Source organism: Nocardia sp. NPDC004123, from assembly GCF_053603795.1.
Genome location: NZ_JBSGGG010000027.1, coordinates 35,238 through 52,641, shown reverse-complemented (window position 1 = coordinate 52,641; position 17,404 = coordinate 35,238). Strand labels below are relative to the sequence as shown.

Genomic DNA, 17,404 nt, shown 5'->3' with positions numbered 1-17,404 from the left:
CGCCTCCCTCGCAGGGCCTACCCGTTATATCTACGCGCCGTGAACTGAGCACCAATTCTGTGCGAAATGATTGAAATTCAGGACGGAATTTAAGGCTGCTCTCAGTGTGGGATGGGGCGGAGCACGATTTCGGTGGGATGCGCGTCACGCGGGGTGTCGACGGCCTGCCGCACGGCGCGGGCAACCGTTTCGGCCCTGAGGAATTCGCCCGGCCGGTACTCGCGGCCCTCCCCCGCGATGATCTCGCGCTGCATGTCGGTGTCGATGCGTCCGGGATGTACCGAGGTCACCCGCAGCGCGGGCTCCTCCAGGCGCAGTGCGTCGCCGAAGGCGCGCAGCCCGAACTTGCTGGCCGCGTACACGCCCCAGCCCGGATTGGCCCGCAGACCGGCTCCCGAATTGATCAGCACCACATGGCCGTTGGCGGCGCGCAGCGCTGGCAGCAACACCCTGGTCAACTCCGCGACCGCGATCAGGTTGGCTTCCAACGTATTCCGCCACTGCGCCACCGAGGAATCGGCTATCGTTCCGAGGTCGGCGATTCCGGCATTGTGCACCAGTACATCCAGCCGTTCGATGCCCGCCACCGCGCGCGCCACCGCGGCGTAGTCGGTGAGATCCACCGGCCATCCGGCGCTGCCGGGCAGTTCACGCAGTATCGGTTCCAGGGCCCGGGGCGTGCGCGCGCCCAGCAGCAGCCGATGCGTGGGCGCCAGTTCGCGGGCAATTGCCGCGCCGAGCCCCCGGCTGGCTCCGGTGATCAGCGCGGTCGGCTGGTCGGTGCTGGACTTCGCGGAATTCGCCATGTGATGACCGTAACCGCGTTACCTCGGCCTGCGATGCTCCGGTCGGGCACACCACCGCTAGCTGATCCACGAGAAGGCGAACGAAGTGCAATCTGGCGATCAGGACCCACCCGTCCATCGCGCATACCTGCGGGTGGGGGCGCAGAATAGGGCGATGACGCACCCGGGATTCACGCCCACCCAGCTCGCGGCCCGCGCCGCCTACCTGCTGCGCGGCAATGACCTGGGCACCATGACCAGCGCCGCGCCCAAGCTGTATCCGCATATGTGGAGCTGGGACGCGGCCTTCGTGGCGGTCGGCCTGGCCCCGCTCAGCGTGGAGCGCGCCGCGCTCGAACTCGACACCCTGCTCTCGGCGCAGTGGCGCAACGGGATGATTCCGCACATCGTCTTCGCCAATGGCGTGGACGGCTACTTCCCCGGACCCGCGCGCTGGGAGTGCCGCCGCCTGGCCGCCGACGCCCCCGACGGCCCGGACACCTCGGGCATCACCCAGCCGCCCGTGCATGCCATTGCGGTGCAACGGATTCTGGATCACTCGCGCCGGCACGGCCGCAGTACCCGCGCGGTCGCCGAGGACTTCCTGAACCGGCGCTGGCCCGATCTCATGCGCTGGCACCGCTGGCTGGCCTACGCCCGTGACCCCAAGCAGCACGGCCGGATCACGCTGTACCACGGCTGGGAATCCGGCATGGACAATTCGCCGCGCTGGGATCGTGCCTACGAGAACGTGATTCCCGGTCCGGACCTGCCGCCCTACGAGCGCGCCGACACCCAGGTGGTGGGCGATCCGACGCAGCGGCCCTCGGACCGCGAGTACGACCGCTACCTGTGGCTGGTCGAGCAGATGCGCCGGGCCGGCTACGACGACTACCAGCTGGCCTCGACCATGAGCTTCGCGGTCGAGGACGTGTTCGTGACCGCCATCTTCGCGCTGGCCTGCGATGTGCTGGCCAATATCGGCGAGGACTACAAGCAGCCGCACGCGGATGTGCGCGAACTCTACGAGTGGGCCGACTACTTCCGGGCGGGCGTGGTCGCCACCACCGACGCCCGCACCGGCGCGGCGCGCGACTTCGATGTGCGCGCGGACCAGTGGATCGACACCGAGACCCTGGCCGTCTTCGCGCCGCTGCTCAGCGGCGGGCTGCCGCGCGATGCCGAACGGCGGCTGCTGCGCCTGTTCGAGGGCCCGCGCTGGTGCGGGCATCCGGATCTGCGCTACGCGCTGCCGCCCTCGACCTCCCCGGTGTCCAGGGACTTTCGCCCACGCGAGTACTGGCGCGGGCCGGTGTGGCCGGTGATCAGCTGGCTGTTCTCCTGGGTCTTCGCCCGCCGCGGCTGGGCGGAACGCTCGTTCATGCTGCGCGCCGAGGGGTTGCGGCAGGCCAGCGACGGCAGTTTCGCGGAGTACTACGAGCCCTTCACCGGCGAGCCGCTGGGCAGCATGCAGCAGTCCTGGACCGCCGCGTCGGTGCTGGACTGGCTGGGCTGATTCGAGTTAACAATTGGCAAACATCACCGCCCTGCCTTCCCGGCCATAGCGGGCGATCGGCCTAGTCTTTCGGGGCATGACCGGACGCAGGCTGATGAAAGCGCTCACAGTCGCAGCTACAAGCATCCTCATGGCAACCCCGGTGGGGGTGGCCGCCGCCGATATCGACGGCCCGGATGTGGCCTCCTGGCAACACCCGGGAGGCGGGGGCATCAACTGGTTCGCGGTGCGCGGAGCCGGATACGAGTTCTCCATGCTCAAGGCCACCGAGGGCCTCAGCTACGTGAACCCGTTCTTCGTGCAGGACAGCCTGGCCATGCGGGTGGCCGGAGTCGCGCGGGGCACTTACCATTTCGCGCGCCCGAACCTGCCGCCGGAACCCCAGGCCGCCTTCTACTCGACCATGGTGCTCGGCCAGAACGGGATGCTCGACCTACCGCCGGTGCTGGACCTCGAGGACTCCGGCGGGCTGCCGCCCGCCGCGCTCATCGACTGGACCCACCGCTATCTCAACACAGTCCGGGCCCTGACCGGCCGCATGCCGATCATCTACACCTATCCCCGCTTCTGGCAGACGGCCATGGCCGATACCAATCAGTTCACCAACTACCCGCTGTGGATCGCCGACTACCGGGGCAATGACAAGCCCGAGGTGCCGGGCGGCTGGCCGACGTGGACGTTCTGGCAGACCACCAGCTCGGGCAATATCCCCGGCATCGGCGGAGCCGTGGACCTCAATGTCTACAGCGGCGCCCAGGGTGATTTCGCCCGCTTCGCGAACATGCCCTTCAGCGGCAGCAGCTAGCCGCGCCCGCAGGCGTGGTGATCCCTGCCCCGGGCGGTTGTTCACAGCACCTGCGACAGGAACTGGCGCAGCCGCGGGGTTTCGGCGTTCTCGAAAAGCGCCTCGGGCTTGCCGGTTTCGACCACCTGGCCGTGATCCATGAACACCACCTGGTCGGAAACCGAACGGGCGAAGCTCATCTCGTGGGTCACCACGATCATGGACATCCCGCCCCCGGCGAGCTCGGACATGAGCGCGAGCACGCCCTTGACCAGTTCGGGATCCAGGGCCGAGGTGGCCTCGTCGAAGAACATGATGTCCGGCTTCATGGCCAGCGCCCGCGCGATGGCCACCCGCTGCTGCTGACCGCCGGACAGGTTGGCCGGGCGCACATCCGCCTTGCCGGCCAGGCCGACCGCCTCCAGCTGCTGGACCGCCAGCGTGCGCGCCTGCTCCTTGGACAGGCCGTGCAGTTTGCGCGGGCCGAGCGCGATATTGTCCGCGACCGTCATGTGCGGGAACAGATTGAAGTGCTGGAACACCATGCCGATCCGCTGCCGCAGCCGGTCCGGGTTCTCGCCCAGCACCGACTTCCCGCCGAGCAGGATGTCGCCGGAATCGGGTTCGTGCAGACGGTTGAGCACCCGCAGCAGCGTGGACTTTCCGGAGCCGGACGGCCCGATCACCGTGGTGGTCTTGCCGGCATCCACGTGCACGTCCACGCCGCGCAGAATCTCGTTGCGGCCCAGCGTCAATCGCAGGCCGGTGCCGGTGAGGGAGGCACTCATGCTCCACGCCCTTCCGTGATGACGGCCTGTTCGACCGGGTCCGCGGGATCGTGCCCGCCCTGGGGACGGCCCTCGCGCATGCGCTTGTCGATGTAGTTGACCAGGTGGGTGAGCGGCACCGTCAGCAGCAGGTACATCAGGCCCGCCGCCACCAGCGGCGACAGATTCCCGGTCTGCGCGTTGAGATCCCGGCCCACCGCGAACAGTTCGCGCTGGGTGGCCAGCAGGCCCAGGAAGTAGATGAGCGAGGAATCCTTGATCAGGGCGATGAACTGGTTCATCAGCGCGGGCAGCACCCGGCGCACGCCCTGCGGGATCACCACCAGCGTCATGGCCTGCCGGTAGCCGAAACCGATGGCGCGAGCGGCCTCCAGCTGCCCGGCTTCCACCGACTGGATGCCGGAGCGGAAGATCTCACCGATGTAGGCGGCGGCCAGCAGCGCCAGCGCGATCGCGCCCAGCCAGTAGGGATTGTTGCCGGTGATGTTCTTGACCACCGGTCCGACGCCCAGGCCGATGATCAGGATGATCACCACGGCGGGCAGGCCGCGGAAGATGTCGGTGTAAACCCGTGCGGGCCAGCGCAACCAGCGGGTGCGGGAGATGCCCGCCACCGCGAGCAGCATGCCGAGCACGGAACCCAGCAGGCCCGAGACCAGCGCCAGGATCAAGGTATTGGGCAGACCGGTCTTGATCAGGTCCGGGAAGGCCTTGCGGTACAGCGACCAGTCGAAGAAGGTGTCCTTCAGCTGCTGCACCGTGGATTTCGGTTGCACCGCGCTGTTGTCGGGCCGGTTGCCCGCGTTCTCGGCCGCGATCTTGGCGAAGTCCGGCAGCTGCGGCGCCGCAACGGCTTTGGAGCCCGGCTTCCAGCCCGGCGGCAGCTCCCGCGGCACCCAGTCGTCGTACAGCTCGGCGTAGGTGCCGTCGGCGATCACCGCGTCCAGCCCGGCATTGAGCGCGTCGGTGAGCGGCTGATTCCCCTTCCGCACCGCCCAGGCGGTGAAGTTGTTGACGCTGAAGGTGTTCTGCACGATCGAGGTCGGGTCACCCGGCTTGATGGCGCCGATGGCCTGCTGCGACGGCGCGACCCAGGCGTCGATCTGGCCGGTCTTCAGATTCGCGTAGGCGGTGTTGTAGTCGGGGAACTTCACCGGGTCCAGGTGCAGTTCGTTGACGACGTACTCGTCCTGCACGGTGCCCTGCACGACGCCGACCCGATTGCCGCGGTGCAGATCCGCGAAACCCTTGATGGCACTGCCGTTCGGCACCACCAGCGAGAAGTAGCCGAAGTCGTAGCCATTGGTGAAGTCGACCAGCTGCCGCCGCGCGTCGGTGGTGGTGATGCTGGACGAGCCGATGTCGAAGCGGCCGTTGGCGACCTGGGCCAGCAGGCCGGCGAACTCGGTGCCGGTGAACTCCACCTGCAGGCCGAGCTTCGCGCCGATGGCCTTCAGCAGCTCGTTGTCGAAGCCGGTGAACACGCCCTTGGAGTTGACGCAGATGCTCGGCGGCGCGTCGGAGAGGGTGCCGACACTGAGCTTGCCGGGCGTCAGCAGACCGAGATTGCCGATATCGATCTTGGCCAGCGGCTCGGTGGTGGCGGTGGTGAACCGGTCCGCGCCCGCGTTCTGCTGTCCGGAGGCCAGATTGGTCGGTGCGGCGCTGGCCGCGGCCTGGCCGGGCGGCGAACACAGATCACGATCATCGGCACCGGCACTGCCCGCGAGCGTCACGATGCCGAGCAGACCGACCAGCACAACTCCCGCCAATGCCAGCAGGCGCGGGGGACGACCTGAGCGCTGCCGCAAGGAAACCATGGCAGACCACCCTAGTGGGGGTGGTCTGCCAGGCCAGAGTTAGCCTCGGCCCGATTCGGCGGAAATCACAGTTCAGGCGCGTCCCTACCGCTGATTGAAGCCGTCCCGCCAGGCCACGGCCTCCTGGATCCGGCTCATGTCGTAGTCCGGCCCGCCCGAGCTCACGGTGAACAGTGTCACGCCCGCGTCCGCGTAGCCCTCCACCTGATCCAGGCCCGGCCAGGCCACGGACTTCTCGATGGCGGTGGGGTCGGTGCCGACCTCGGCGCAGTGCTCGCCCAGGATGCCGATCTTGCGCTGCAGCACGTCGATGTCGGAGAAGCTGTGCCAGATATCGCCGTACTGGGCGACCAGCCGCAGCGTCTTCTTCTCGCCGCCGCCACCGATCAGGATGGGGATGTCGCGCACCGGCTGCGGGTTCAGCTTGGCCAGCCGGTCGGTGAGGCGGGCCATGGAATCCTTCAGCAGCGCCAGCCGGCTTCCGGCCGTGCCGAATTCGTAGCCGTACTGGTCGTAGTCCTTCTGGAACCAGCCCGCGCCGATACCGAGAATGAGGCGGCCGTTGCTGATGTGGTCCACGGTGCGGGCCATATCGGCCAGCAGATCCGGATTCCGGTAACCGCCGCCGGTGACCAGCGCGCCGAGCTCCACCCGCTCGGTCTGCTCGGCGATGGCGCCCAGCATGGTCCAGCACTCGAAGTGCGCGCCCTCCGGGTCCCCGTACAGCGGATAGAAGTGGTCCCAGTTGAAGACGATGTCGACGCCGATGTCCTCACACCGCCGCACCGCGTCCCGGATCAATCCGTAGGTGGGCGCGTGCTGCGGCTGCAACTGAACTCCGATACGAATCGGTCGGCTCATGGGGTGCTCCTCCGTCGGTGATCACTGCGCCCCATTCTGCCCCTCCGCTACGCTCTGGGCCGACCCTCTACTACGGATCGTCCGGCACGTTCCTGCCGGTGAAGGGAAGTGTGAAACCGTGGCAACGGTGACTTTCGACCAGGCCACCCGGCTCTACCCGGGCGCGGCCAACCCCGCCGTCGACGCCCTGAACCTGGAGATCGCCGACGGCGAATTCCTGGTTCTCGTCGGCCCTTCCGGCTGCGGCAAATCCACCTCGCTGCGCATGCTCGCGGGGCTCGAGGAGGTGAGCGACGGCCGAATCCTGATCGGGGACAAGGACGTCACGCACGCCGAGCCCAAGGAACGCGATATCGCCATGGTGTTCCAGAACTACGCGCTCTACCCGCACATGAGCGTCGCGGAGAACATGGGCTTCGCGCTGAAGATGGCCAAGGTCGCCAAGGATGAGCGGCAGCAGCGCGTGCTCGAGGCCGCCAAGCTGCTCGACCTGGAGCCCTACCTGGACCGCAAGCCCAAGGCCCTGTCCGGCGGTCAGCGCCAGCGCGTGGCCATGGGCCGCGCCATCGTGCGCCAGCCGCAGGTCTTCCTCATGGACGAGCCGCTGTCCAACCTGGACGCCAAACTGCGCGTGCAGACCCGCACCCAGATCGCCCAGCTGCAGCGCCGGCTCGGCACCACCACCGTCTACGTCACCCACGACCAGGTCGAGGCCATGACCATGGGCGACCGGGTCGCGGTGCTCAAGGACGGGCTGCTGCAGCAGTGCGCCTCCCCGCGCGACCTGTATCGCGACCCGGCCAACCTGTTCGTCGCGGGCTTCATGGGCTCGCCCGCCATGAACCTGTTCACGCTGCCGGTCGGCAATGGCTCGGTCACGCTGGGCGGCTGCCCGTTGCCGCTGCCGCGTTCGGTGGCGGCGGCCACCGGCGAGCGGGTGGTGGTCGGCATCCGGCCCGAGCATCTCGACTCGGTCGGCGACGGGGCCGGGATCGCCATGGAGGTGGACGTGGTCGAGGAGCTGGGCTCCGACGCCTACATCTACGGCCGCACCCTCGGTGACGGGGAAACCATTGTGGCGCGCGCGGATTGGCGCAACCCGCCCGCGAAGGGCACCAAGCTCGCGCTGGTCGCGGACTCGGACCACACGTACTTCTTCCACCCCGAGGACGGACGCCGCCTGAACTGACCTTCGGTCAGCTCCAAGGGGTTCCGGGGGCCGAGCCCCCGGGCCCCCTTGTCGACCGGCGCGGGGGCCCTTATCTACGGGCGCGGGAGCTCCGCGCCTGCTTCCGCCGCCATTCGTCGTTCACCCGGATGCGCAGATTCTCCAGGGGGACTTCGTTTCCCGACGCGCTGCGCAGTTCCGCACGCACGGGTTCGCCCGTGGCATCCTCGAGCCGCTCCAGTGGCGCGGTGCCGTCCTGCAGGTACTTGTCACCCCACTGCCACAGCGCCACGACCGCGGGCAGCAGGTCCAGACCCATCGGGGTGAGCACGTATTCGTTGCGGGTGCGCTTGCCCTCTTCCTGGTAGGGCCGCTTCTCTAGCAGTCCCGCATCGACCAGTTTGCGCAGCGCGCTGGAAGCCGCCGCGTCGGTGATGCCGATCCGCGCCGCGAAGCCGTCGAACCGCGTCGTGCCGTAGTACGACTCGCGCAGGATGAGGATCGCCGAGCGTGTCCCGACGATGTCCATCGCCTTCGCGATCGAACAGGCCTCGGGCTTCCACGAGCCCAGATCGCTGAGTTTTCCCTCCAGTACTGCCGACATGACACACATCATACAACGCTGACTTGCCTTCACTATGGTCAGCTCCTACTCTGACTTTAGAGCGATCAAGTCAGACGCCGTTGTCGGACTCGAATCCGGGGCGGCGCGCCTGGAAGGAACGTCATGAGAGACGCAGTCATCGTCGAAGCGGTCCGCACCCCCATCGGCAAGGGCAAGGCCACCGGCGCCCTGCACGGTGTGCACCCCGCCGATCTGCTCGCCCACAGCCTGCGGGAGGTGGTGCGGCGCACCGAGATCGATCCGGCCCTGATCGACGATGTGATCGGCGGCGTGGTCACCCAGGTCGGCGAGCAGGGCTCCAACCTCACCCGCCGCGCGGCCCTGGCCGCCGGCTATCCCGAATCGGTCCCGGCCACCACCGTGGACCGGCAGTGCGGCAGCAGCCAGCAGGCCATCCACTTCGCCGCCCAGGGCGTCATCGCGGGGGCCTACGACATCGTGGTCGCCGCGGGCGTGGAGTCCATGAGCCGGGTTCCCATGGGCGCCAACCTGATCGGGGCCGAGGACATCGCGGGTGCCGGCTTCGCCGAACGCTACCCGGAGGGCCTGGTACCGCAGGGCATCAGCGCCGAACTCATCGCCGCCAAGTGGGGCCTGAGCCGCACCCAGCTCGACGAGTTCGCCCTCGCCAGCCACGAGAAGGCCGCCGCCGCAACCAAGAACGGCTCGTTCGAGGCACAGCTCGCCCCCTACGCCGGGCTCTCGCACGACGAGGGCATCCGCGTCGGCAGCACGCTGGAGGCGCTGGCGGGGCTGCGACCCGCCTTCTACAGCGAGGAGATGGCGGCCCGCTTCCCGCAGATCGGCTGGAACATCACCGCCGCCAACGCCAGCCAGATCAACGACGGCAGCGCCGCCACCCTCATCATGACCAGTGAGCGCGCCGCCCAGCTCGGCCTGCGCCCGCTGGCCCGGCTGCACAGCTTCTCCGTCTCCGGCGACGACCCGCTGCTCATGCTCACCGCGGTCATCCCCGCGACCCGGAAGGTCCTGCAGCGCTCCGGACTCGAACTCTCCGACATCGACCTGTTCGAGGTGAACGAGGCCTTCTCCTCGGTGGTCCTGGCCTGGGCGCAGGAGACCGGGGCCGACCTGTCGAAGGTCAATGTGAACGGCGGCGCCATCGCCCTGGGCCACCCCCTGGGCGCCTCCGGCGCACGGCTGGCCACCACCCTCGTGCACGCCATGCACGAGCGCGGCGCCCGCTACGGCCTGCAAACCATGTGTGAGGCAGGCGGTCTCGCCAACGCCACCATCTACGAGCGCCTCTGACCCGGTCCGGGCGGCCCTAGTAGGAGACCGCCACGACCGCCGCCAGCAGGCCGAGCACCCACGACTCGGCCAGCAGCGGAAAGGCCACCAGGGCCGTGGACCAGGCGCGCTGCCGCAGCCGGACGGCGCGCAGGGTCCACAGCGGCACCAGCAGCAGGGTCAGGCCGATGCCCAGCCAGGCCACGGCGAAAGCCAAGGGGAGAAAACGGGTGTCATCGCCCGGGCCCGCGAGCGCGCGGTACTCGGGCACCAAACCCGCCAGCACCCAGGCCGAACCACACGCTGCGATGTAGATCAGCAGGGTGACAATGCAATCCGCGGCCGTGATCGGCGGCCGCCGCCACCCGGCCACCCTTCCAGGATGCCGGGTGCTCCGCGGCAGCGGTGGAGATCAGTTGACGGCGGTGGCCACCAGGATGTGCCCCGCACCGCCCGCGACCAGAATCACGGGCAGCGCGACCGCGGTCCAGATCCAGCCCCGGCGGCCCGTCATGGCCGCCACCGAGGCCAGCACCAGCGCGCCGACCAGTGCCAGGAACATGCCGCCACCACCGATCAGCAGGCCCCACAGCGCCGATGCGGGCGGACGGATCACCACGCACTGCACCGAGAAGTCCTTCTTCGCGGTGCAGCGATTGTGGATCAGGTCGAAGAGCTTCGCGAACAGGTCGTAGGCCCAGCCGAAGGCCATGGCGACCCCCGTCAGATACAGCACCGCCGAGATGAGAATGTCCTTGCGGCGCAGCGGCTTACGCTCCGGCACCGCCGTATCGGCAGCTTCCGCCGGGGGCAGTGTGGCGGGCATGGTCCGATCAGCCTCGCCGGGCTCCTGCCCGGAACCGCCGCCCACCACGTACTGCGGCCCCGAAGCCCACGGCTCCGGCCGCATCTCGGTAGCCATGGGCGGCGGGACCACTCCCCCCGGCGGCGAGTAGTTCCCGCCCGGCGGGCGAGCGGAATGCTGCTGCGGCCCAGGGGAGCTCACGGGCGCCTGGCCCGGATAGCCGGGACCGGCGGGCGATCGTGGTGCGCCGCCCGGCACCGAGTGCGGGCGCGGATCCGGCGGCGAACCGACCGGTCCGCCCGGCCGTGGCGGGGCACCGGCATTCCCGGGAGCCTGGGGCGGCACCGGTGGTGGCGGGCTCTGCCGCCCGCCCTTGGGCACGGTAGGTCCGGCCGGGTCCATCGCGCCGGGCCGGGGCGCACCAGCGGGCGGCTGCGGTGGCGCGGGCGGTGGCGGCGGACCCTGGCGGCTCCCGCCGGGCAGGGTCGGTCCCGCCGCATCGATCGGCTCCCCGGACCGCGAGTCCGGCGCGGGTGGCTGCGGACGTCCGGGTCGCTGCGGCGATCCGGGGCCCGTCGGATTCCGTGGTCCCCCGGGCGGGGCGGGCGCGTGCGGTTGGCCCGGCGCACGCGGCGGCGCCGGGGAGAAGCCGGGATCGGACGGGAGATGATCGTCGCGGCCCGGACGGCGGGGCTCGTTGGGCGGGTTCATGTTTGCGGTCTCCCCCAAGGCGCAGGTCTATGGAGCCGGGATCGGCTTCATTCGGCATTGTCGCCGGGCGGGGGCCGCGCCGCCACCTCTTACCGGACCGCGGTGGTGAGTAGGGTGCGGTGGATGAGCGACAGCGGCGATGCGGTGGATTTCGAGTCGGCGGTGGTCTACGCGATTCCCATGCGAACCCGGTTCCGCGGGATCACCGTTCGCGAGGGCATGCTGATTCCCGGTCCCGCCGGCTGGGGTGAGTTCTGCGCCTTCCCCGAGTACGACGACCGCGAGGCGGCGGCCTGGCTGGCCACCGCGGTCGAGCAGGCCGCGGCCGGATGGCCGGAACCGGTCCGGGATCGGATTCCGGTGAACTGCATCGTGCCCGCGGTCGGCCCGGAACGGGCGCGCGAGATCGTGACCGGATCGGGCTGCCGCACCGCCAAAGTGAAGGTCGCCGACCATCCGGATTCCCTGGCCGAGGATCTGGCGCGGGTGGCGGCGGTCCGCGAGGCACTCGGTCCGGACGGCGCGGTGCGCGTCGACGCCAATGCGGTCTGGGATGTGGACACCGCGGTCGACCGGATCCGGCTGATCGAGCGCGCCGCAGGCGGTTTGGAGTATGTCGAGCAGCCCTGCCGAACCGTCGAGGAGCTGGCGGCCGTCCGCAAACGGGTGGACGTGCGCATCGCCGCCGACGAATCCATCCGCCGCGCCGAGGACCCGCTGCGGGTGGCGGTGGCGGGTGCGGCCGACGTCGCGGTGCTGAAATGCACTCCGCTGGGCGGGGTCCGGCGCGCGCTGGAGGTCGCCGCGGCCGCCGGACTCCCCTGCCTGGTGTCCTCCGCCCTGGAAACCAGTGTGGGCCTGGCCGCCCAGATCGCCCTCGCCGGCGCCCTCCCCCACCTCGACTTCGCCTGCGGCCTCGACACCCTGTCACTGCTCACCGGCGATGTGGTGACCGAGCCGCTGCGCCCGGTGGACGGCTACCTGTCCGTCCCGCGCACCGCGCCGGCACCCGATCCGGACCTGCTCGAGCGCTACCGGCACCCCGACCCGGAACGGACCGACTGGTGGCGGCAGCGCCTGGCCCGGGTCCGGAAACTCCTGCCCTGATCAGGCAATTCGCACGCCGCACGAATACATGGTGGTGCGCAGCAGCAGCGCGGCCTCCGGCCCGATGACGCCGTCCGTCAGCTCGAGGTAGCGACCGCAGAATTCGGGCCCGTGCGGCGCGACGCCGGTGCGCTCCGGCTCGAGGTGGTGGGCGAGTTCGTGCAGGATCACCAATTCGCGCAGGGCCCAGGCGGTTCCATGGGCGTGCAGCGGCACCGCGAGCACCGATCCAGCAGTCTCGTAGTGCGCCGCCTGCGCCCCGGCGCGCGCTCGCACCGTGACCGGCCGCGCCGCCCCGTCCCACCGGGCGCGCACCCAGTTCAGCGCGAGTACCCGATCCACGTACGCCTGTACCGATTCCACCGACGCGAACCGCCGCTCGATCGGCAGCGTGAGATGGGACCCGTGCACTTCGACGGTCCGTGCGCCGAATTCGTCGGCGCGATCGAACATTCCGCGCACCAGCCCCTCGGCGTCGTACACCCGGGACCGCTGCGCATCGCGGACGGCCATGCGCGCGTTCGCTATTCGCCCGCGCTGCGGGGCAGCTGTCCCCGCACGCCGCCCAGCTCCGGCGAATCACCCAGCCGCGCGGCCTTACCCGCCCGGTCACCGGCCCGCCGCGCTGCCGCCGAGTACCCGGCCGAGGCCTGCGGGCCCCGCCAGGTACCGCGCGCCTCGGAGGTCCGGGTGTAGAAGTCGGTGAGCGCGAGCTCCTTGTCGCGCAGGGCGAGCGCCGTTCCGGTGGGCACGGATTCGGCGGCGTCGGCCCGCACCGCCTCGGTCTCCACATCCGCCTTGACCTCGGCCAGGCGGCGGCCGATGCGGGCCGCGAAGGCCATCTGGAAGTTCAGGCGCGCGGTCACCGCGGCCACCGGCACCTCCACCGGCCGGTGGAAGGTGCGGCCGTAGCGGCGCTCGATCACGACCTTCTCGGTGGTGGCCGAACGGTAGGCGCCCGACTTGATGTACTGGTCGGAGGCACGCACCATCTGGATCAGCAGGCTGGTGTAGAGCGCCTCGCAGGTGTCGATATCGGTGTCGAATCCGTAGGCGTACACCGTCGTCGACGATCGGGCCACATCGCAGCGCACGTCATTGGCCGCGGCGATGGCCACGAACAACTGCACATAGGTTCGCAGCCCGCGCTTTCCGGCCTCGCCGATCGGAATCACCCGCTGCGCCGGGGTGGGCCGCCGCTCCCGATTCGCGATATGTGCCCGCGCCACCGCCAGATCCACCGACGAGCTGGTCGCGAGCCGCTGCGCGGCGGCCAGGAAGGCCTCGGCCTCGTGCTCGTTGTCGGTCGATTCGGCCTGCCGCAGCAGTCCCCCGATCCTGGTGAGCATCTTGTCTGTATCCAATTGCCCTCCGCTTCGCTCCGGGCGGGTTCGCGGCCCCGAGGTCTCGATTCTTCCCTCCGCTTGCTCCCCCGCTCCGTCGGTCCAGAATCGAGACGGCCGCGAACCACTGGGATGATCAACAAGGTAGCTCCGGCGGACGATAGCGTCACCATGTATCTTGCCTTGTGCACCCCCGGCTGAGTGTGCCACTGGTCACTCATCAACCCTGGAGTATCCGCGATGGCTTTGAAGAAGGTGTCGTCCCTACGATCGACGCTGGTTCCGCGTGCCGTGCTGGCCGTGACCTCGGCGGCATTGCTGACGGCGACATTCGCCAGCGGCTGCTCCAGCAGCACCAGCGGCAGCAACTCCACCGCCGAAAACCTCACCGGCCGTGGGCCGATCACCTATGTCGAGGGCAAGGACACCACCGAGACCGGCGCCGTCAAGCAGCTCATCGAGCGCTGGAACGCCGCGCACCCGGACGAGAAGGTGACCTTCAAGGAGCAGTCCAACGACGCCTCCCAGCAGTACGACGACCTGGTGCAGCACCTGCGCGCCAAGGAATCCGACTACGACGTGGTGGCACTCGACGTGCCGTGGACCGCGGAGTTCGCCGCCAAGGGCTGGATCCAGCCACTGAAGGACTCCTTCGCCATCGACACCTCCACGCTGCTGTCGCCGCCGGTCGCGTCGGCCACCTATAACGGCACCCTGTACGCGGCCCCGCGCAACACCAACGGCGGCCTGCTGTTCTACCGCAAGGACCTGGTGCCCGAGGCGCCCAAGACCTGGACCGAGCTGCTGGCCGACTGCCCGAAGGCCAAGGACGCCGGAATCGGCTGCTACGCAGGACAGTTCGCGCAGTACGAGGGTCTGACCGTGAACACCGCCGAGGTCATCAACGCCTTCGGCGGCAGCTTCGTCGGCTCCGACGGCAAGACCCCGACCGTGAACAGCCCGCAGGCCAAGCAGGGCCTGCAGACCCTGGTCGACGCCTACAAGAACGGCGACATGCCGAAGGAAGTCATCACCTTCAAGGAGCCGGAGTCGCAGAACGCCTTCGTCACCGGCAAGGTCATGTTCATGCGCGGCTGGCCGTCCTCCTTCGGCGAGGCGGGCTCCGACGCCTCCGCGGTCAAGGACAAGTTCGCGGTCGCCCCGCTGCCCGGCAAGGACGGCATCGGCGCGTCCACCCTCGGTGGCTACAACGCCGCCATCAGCGCCTTCTCCAAGAACAAGGCCACCGCGCTGGACTTCCTGCGCTTCCTGATCAGCGAGGACGCCCAGCACATCGTGGCCGCCGGCGCGCTGCCGCCGGTGCGGGCCTCCGTGTACGACGATCCGGCCCTGATCGCCAAGATGCCGTACCTGTCCGCGCTGAAGGACTCCATCGCCTCCGCGGTACCGCGGCCGGTGACCCCCTTCTACCCGGCGGTGTCGAAGGCCATCCAGGACAACGCCTATGCTGCGATCACCGGAACGGAATCTGTCGACGCCGCAATCGATGCCATGCAGAAGGGCATCGAAACCGCCGGATCCTGAGCCGCGCTCACACCCGATGCGCGCACCACGATCCATCGCGTAGCCCCGTAGGAGAGAAGAAAAGGTGTCACGTCCTTCGGGAGCGACCGATGTCGCGCCGCCACCCGACCTGACGGAAAAAGCAATGCGCAACGACCAGCCACGACCGAAACGCCGCGAAGCCGCCCTCGGGGTTTCGGCTCGGGCGTGGCTGTTCGTCACGCCGGTGCTGCTCGCACTGACGGTGGTCATCGGGTATCCGGTGGGCCGGGCGGTGTGGATGTCCTTCCAGAAGGACGCGGGCCTGGACAAGTCCACCGGCATGTTCGTCGAAGGCGGCAGCGCCGGATTCGGCAACTACAGCCACTGGCTGCTGCAGCAGTGCACCAACTCGCTCGGCGAGACCGTGTCCTGCCCGCCCGGCAACACCGGCTCCCAGTTCTGGGCCGCCGTCGGGGTCACGCTGCTGTTCACCGTGGTCACGGTGGCGCTCGAAACCACCATCGGCCTGGGCATGGCGGTCATCATGGGCAAGACCTTCAAGGGCCGCGCGCTGCTGCGCGCCGCCGTGCTGATCCCCTGGGCCATCCCGACCGCGGTCACAGCGCGGTTGTGGGAGTTCATGTTCCAGTACAACGGCGTGGTGAACCGGGTGCTCGGCACCCATATCCTCTGGACCGCCGACGCCTGGCCCGCCCGCTTCGCGGTCATCATCGCCGACGTGTGGAAGACCACCCCGTTCATGGCGCTGCTGATTCTGGCCGGCCTGCAGGTGATCCCGGAGGACGTCTACGAGGCCGCCCGGGTCGACGGCGCGTCCGCCTGGCAGCGCTTCGTCAACATCACGCTGCCGCTGCTGAAACCCGCTCTGCTGGTGGCGATCCTGTTCCGCACCATGGACGCGCTGCGCCTGTACGACCTGCCCGCCATCATGACGCGGAACCTGGCCGCCACCCGCACCGTCTCGATGCTGGTGACGGAATCGAAATCGCTGCCCAACAGCGCCTCCGCGCTGTCGGTCATCACCTTCCTGCTCATCTTCACCGTCGCGTTCTTCCTGGTGAAGGTGCTGGGGGCGAACGCCGTTCGCACCCAGGAAGAGCAGCGGGAGGCGCACTGATGAGCATCGAACTCACGAAGGATGTCGTGGCCGAGCCGAAAAAGCCTATCCGGCAGTCGGTTTCGTGGACCAAACGCCTGTCCTCCGGGCGCGTGTACCTGGGCGCGCTGATCGTGCTGGTGTGGGGGCTCGGCCCCTTCTACTGGATGGTCGTCACCGCCCTGCGCGATCCGGCCTACACCTTCGACAACACCCCGTGGCCCACCCACGTCACGCTCGAGAACTTCCGCAACGCCTTCGACACCAGCCGCGGCAACAACTTCGGCCGGGCCCTGGTCAACAGTGTGATCATCGGCAGCGCCACCACGGCGGCCGCGCTGATCCTCGGCGTGATGGCGGCCTACGCGCTGGCGCGGCTGACCTTCAAGGGCAAGTACCTGGTGTCCGGGCTGGTCCTCTCGGCCTCCATGTTCCCGGCCGTCGTGCTGGTGACGCCGCTGTTCCAGCTGTTCACCAATATCGGCTGGATCGGCCAGTACCAGGCCATGATCATCCCGAACATCTCGTTCGTGCTGCCCATGACGGTGTACATCCTGGCCTCGTTCTTCGCCGAACTGCCATGGGAATTGGAGGAGGCCGCCCGCATCGACGGCGCGTCCCGCTTCCAGGCGTTCCGGCTGATCATGCTGCCGCTGGCCGCGCCGGCGGTGTTCACCACCGCGATCCTGGCGTTCATCGCCGCGGTCAACGAGTACCTGCTGGCCTCCCTGCTCTCCAGCGACAAGACCGAGCCCGTGACCAAGGCGATCGCCCGCTTCTCCGGCAACGATCCGCTGGTGCCGCCGTACACCGCGATCATGGCCGCGGGCACCATCGTCACCATCCCGCTGGTCATCATGGTGCTGCTGTTCCAGCGCCGCATCATCTCCGGACTCACCGCCGGCGGCGTCAAGAGCTGAGTGTCCGGGTAGGTGGTTCGGGGCCGTTGTCCCCGAATCACTTACCCGCTCCGTCCGGGCGTGTCGATTAGCATTGGTCCCGCCGCGCGGGGTGGTCGCGGCCGTCTCGAAAGCTTTGTCGACGCTCCGGAAGGAGATGCTCGTGAGCTCGTCCCGCAGCAGGCGGCGTGGCAGATCCGCGTCATCGACCGGCACCGCCGGGGCGTCATCGACCGGCACCGCCGGGGCGTCATCGACCGGCACCGCCGGGGCGTCATCGACCGGCACCGCCGGGGCGTCATCGACCGGCACCGCCGG

Annotated in this window: 18 protein-coding genes; 9 read left to right on the top strand and 9 right to left on the bottom strand. The window is 69.1% G+C overall.

The window, feature by feature from the left end:
- Positions 1 to 101: 101 nt before the first annotated feature.
- Positions 102 to 806, bottom strand: a complete 705-nt coding sequence (locus tag ACWEQQ_RS33830) for an SDR family oxidoreductase (protein ID WP_452351071.1) — start codon at positions 804 to 806, stop codon at positions 102 to 104.
- A gap of 154 nt (positions 807 to 960) precedes the next feature.
- On the opposite strand from ACWEQQ_RS33830, the gene ggh reads away from it, so the two are divergent.
- Together ggh and ACWEQQ_RS33820 are read left to right on the top strand one after the other, a co-directional pair.
- Positions 961 to 2,301, top strand: a complete 1,341-nt coding sequence (gene ggh, locus ACWEQQ_RS33825; protein ID WP_452341019.1) for a glucosylglycerate hydrolase — start codon at positions 961 to 963, stop codon at positions 2,299 to 2,301.
- Between the two features lie 130 nt (positions 2,302 to 2,431).
- Positions 2,432 to 3,106, top strand: coding sequence for a glycoside hydrolase family 25 protein (locus ACWEQQ_RS33820; protein WP_452341018.1), 675 nt, complete (start codon positions 2,432 to 2,434; stop codon positions 3,104 to 3,106).
- 41 nt (positions 3,107 to 3,147) lie between these two features.
- On the opposite strand, the gene ACWEQQ_RS33815 is transcribed toward ACWEQQ_RS33820, so the two are convergent.
- The 3 genes from ACWEQQ_RS33815 to ACWEQQ_RS33805 all read right to left on the bottom strand — a co-directional run bounded on the left by ACWEQQ_RS33815 (position 3,148) and on the right by ACWEQQ_RS33805 (position 6,554).
- Positions 3,148 to 3,873: an amino acid ABC transporter ATP-binding protein gene (locus tag ACWEQQ_RS33815; protein ID WP_379402948.1), complete on the bottom strand. Its 726-nt coding sequence runs from the start codon at positions 3,871 to 3,873 to the stop codon at positions 3,148 to 3,150.
- The gene (locus ACWEQQ_RS33810; protein ID WP_452351070.1) at positions 3,870 to 5,693 is read right to left on the bottom strand and encodes an ABC transporter substrate-binding protein/permease; all 1,824 of its coding nucleotides are present in this window, start codon (positions 5,691 to 5,693) and stop codon (positions 3,870 to 3,872) included. Before ACWEQQ_RS33810 ends, ACWEQQ_RS33815 begins: the two co-directional genes overlap by 4 nt.
- An 84-nt stretch (positions 5,694 to 5,777) precedes the next feature.
- Positions 5,778 to 6,554, bottom strand: coding sequence for an LLM class F420-dependent oxidoreductase (locus tag ACWEQQ_RS33805; RefSeq protein WP_354841073.1), 777 nt, complete (start codon positions 6,552 to 6,554; stop codon positions 5,778 to 5,780).
- Positions 6,555 to 6,672: 118 nt separating this feature from the next.
- Between ACWEQQ_RS33805 and ACWEQQ_RS33800 the strand changes: the two genes are divergently transcribed.
- Positions 6,673 to 7,743: an ABC transporter ATP-binding protein gene (locus ACWEQQ_RS33800; RefSeq protein WP_452341015.1), complete on the top strand. Its 1,071-nt coding sequence runs from the start codon at positions 6,673 to 6,675 to the stop codon at positions 7,741 to 7,743.
- Positions 7,744 to 7,813: 70 nt separating this feature from the next.
- On the opposite strand, the gene ACWEQQ_RS33795 is transcribed toward ACWEQQ_RS33800, so the two are convergent.
- Positions 7,814 to 8,326: a winged helix-turn-helix transcriptional regulator gene (locus tag ACWEQQ_RS33795; protein WP_452351069.1), complete on the bottom strand. Its 513-nt coding sequence runs from the start codon at positions 8,324 to 8,326 to the stop codon at positions 7,814 to 7,816.
- A 123-nt stretch (positions 8,327 to 8,449) separates the two neighbouring features.
- On the opposite strand from ACWEQQ_RS33795, the gene ACWEQQ_RS33790 reads away from it, so the two are divergent.
- On the top strand, positions 8,450 to 9,619 hold the full coding sequence (locus ACWEQQ_RS33790) for a thiolase family protein (RefSeq protein ID WP_452351068.1): 1,170 nt from the start codon (positions 8,450 to 8,452) through the stop codon (positions 9,617 to 9,619).
- Positions 9,620 to 9,635: 16 nt separating this feature from the next.
- On the opposite strand, the gene ACWEQQ_RS33785 is transcribed toward ACWEQQ_RS33790, so the two are convergent.
- Positions 9,636 to 9,971 (bottom strand): hypothetical protein, encoded by a 336-nt coding sequence (locus tag ACWEQQ_RS33785; RefSeq protein WP_452351067.1) that lies wholly within the window; start codon positions 9,969 to 9,971, stop codon positions 9,636 to 9,638.
- A gap of 39 nt (positions 9,972 to 10,010) precedes the next feature.
- Entirely contained in the window at positions 10,011 to 10,520 is a 510-nt protein-coding gene (locus tag ACWEQQ_RS33780) for a hypothetical protein (protein ID WP_452351066.1), read from the bottom strand.
- A 717-nt stretch (positions 10,521 to 11,237) separates the two neighbouring features.
- Here ACWEQQ_RS33780 and ACWEQQ_RS33775 point away from each other — a divergent pair.
- A complete protein-coding gene (locus tag ACWEQQ_RS33775; protein WP_452351065.1) occupies positions 11,238 to 12,221 on the top strand; it encodes an o-succinylbenzoate synthase in 984 nt (327 codons plus the stop codon).
- Here ACWEQQ_RS33775 and ACWEQQ_RS33770 read toward each other — a convergent pair whose 3' ends face one another.
- Both ACWEQQ_RS33770 and ACWEQQ_RS33765 read right to left on the bottom strand, forming a co-directional pair.
- On the bottom strand, positions 12,222 to 12,734 hold the full coding sequence (locus ACWEQQ_RS33770) for a TIGR04338 family metallohydrolase (protein WP_452341010.1): 513 nt from the start codon (positions 12,732 to 12,734) through the stop codon (positions 12,222 to 12,224).
- A gap of 11 nt (positions 12,735 to 12,745) precedes the next feature.
- Positions 12,746 to 13,585 carry a DUF2786 domain-containing protein gene (locus ACWEQQ_RS33765; protein WP_452351064.1) on the bottom strand — a complete coding sequence of 280 codons (840 nt, stop codon included), beginning with the start codon at positions 13,583 to 13,585 and terminating at the stop codon, positions 12,746 to 12,748.
- A gap of 219 nt (positions 13,586 to 13,804) precedes the next feature.
- Here ACWEQQ_RS33765 and ACWEQQ_RS33760 point away from each other — a divergent pair, with 219 nt between their 5' ends.
- The 4 genes from ACWEQQ_RS33760 to ACWEQQ_RS33745 all read left to right on the top strand — a co-directional run.
- Positions 13,805 to 15,109 (top strand): ABC transporter substrate-binding protein, encoded by a 1,305-nt coding sequence (locus ACWEQQ_RS33760; RefSeq protein WP_452341008.1) that lies wholly within the window; start codon positions 13,805 to 13,807, stop codon positions 15,107 to 15,109.
- Positions 15,110 to 15,233: 124 nt separating this feature from the next.
- Complete coding sequence (locus ACWEQQ_RS33755; protein ID WP_452341007.1) at positions 15,234 to 16,208, top strand: carbohydrate ABC transporter permease; 975 nt, start codon at positions 15,234 to 15,236, stop codon at positions 16,206 to 16,208.
- Positions 16,208 to 17,107 carry a carbohydrate ABC transporter permease gene (locus ACWEQQ_RS33750; protein WP_452341006.1) on the top strand — a complete coding sequence of 300 codons (900 nt, stop codon included), beginning with the start codon at positions 16,208 to 16,210 and terminating at the stop codon, positions 17,105 to 17,107. Before ACWEQQ_RS33755 ends, ACWEQQ_RS33750 begins: the two co-directional genes overlap by 1 nt.
- 60 nt (positions 17,108 to 17,167) lie before the next feature.
- Positions 17,168 to 17,404 (top strand): hypothetical protein (locus ACWEQQ_RS33745; RefSeq protein WP_452351063.1); only part of this gene is annotated, 237 nt, incomplete at its 3' end.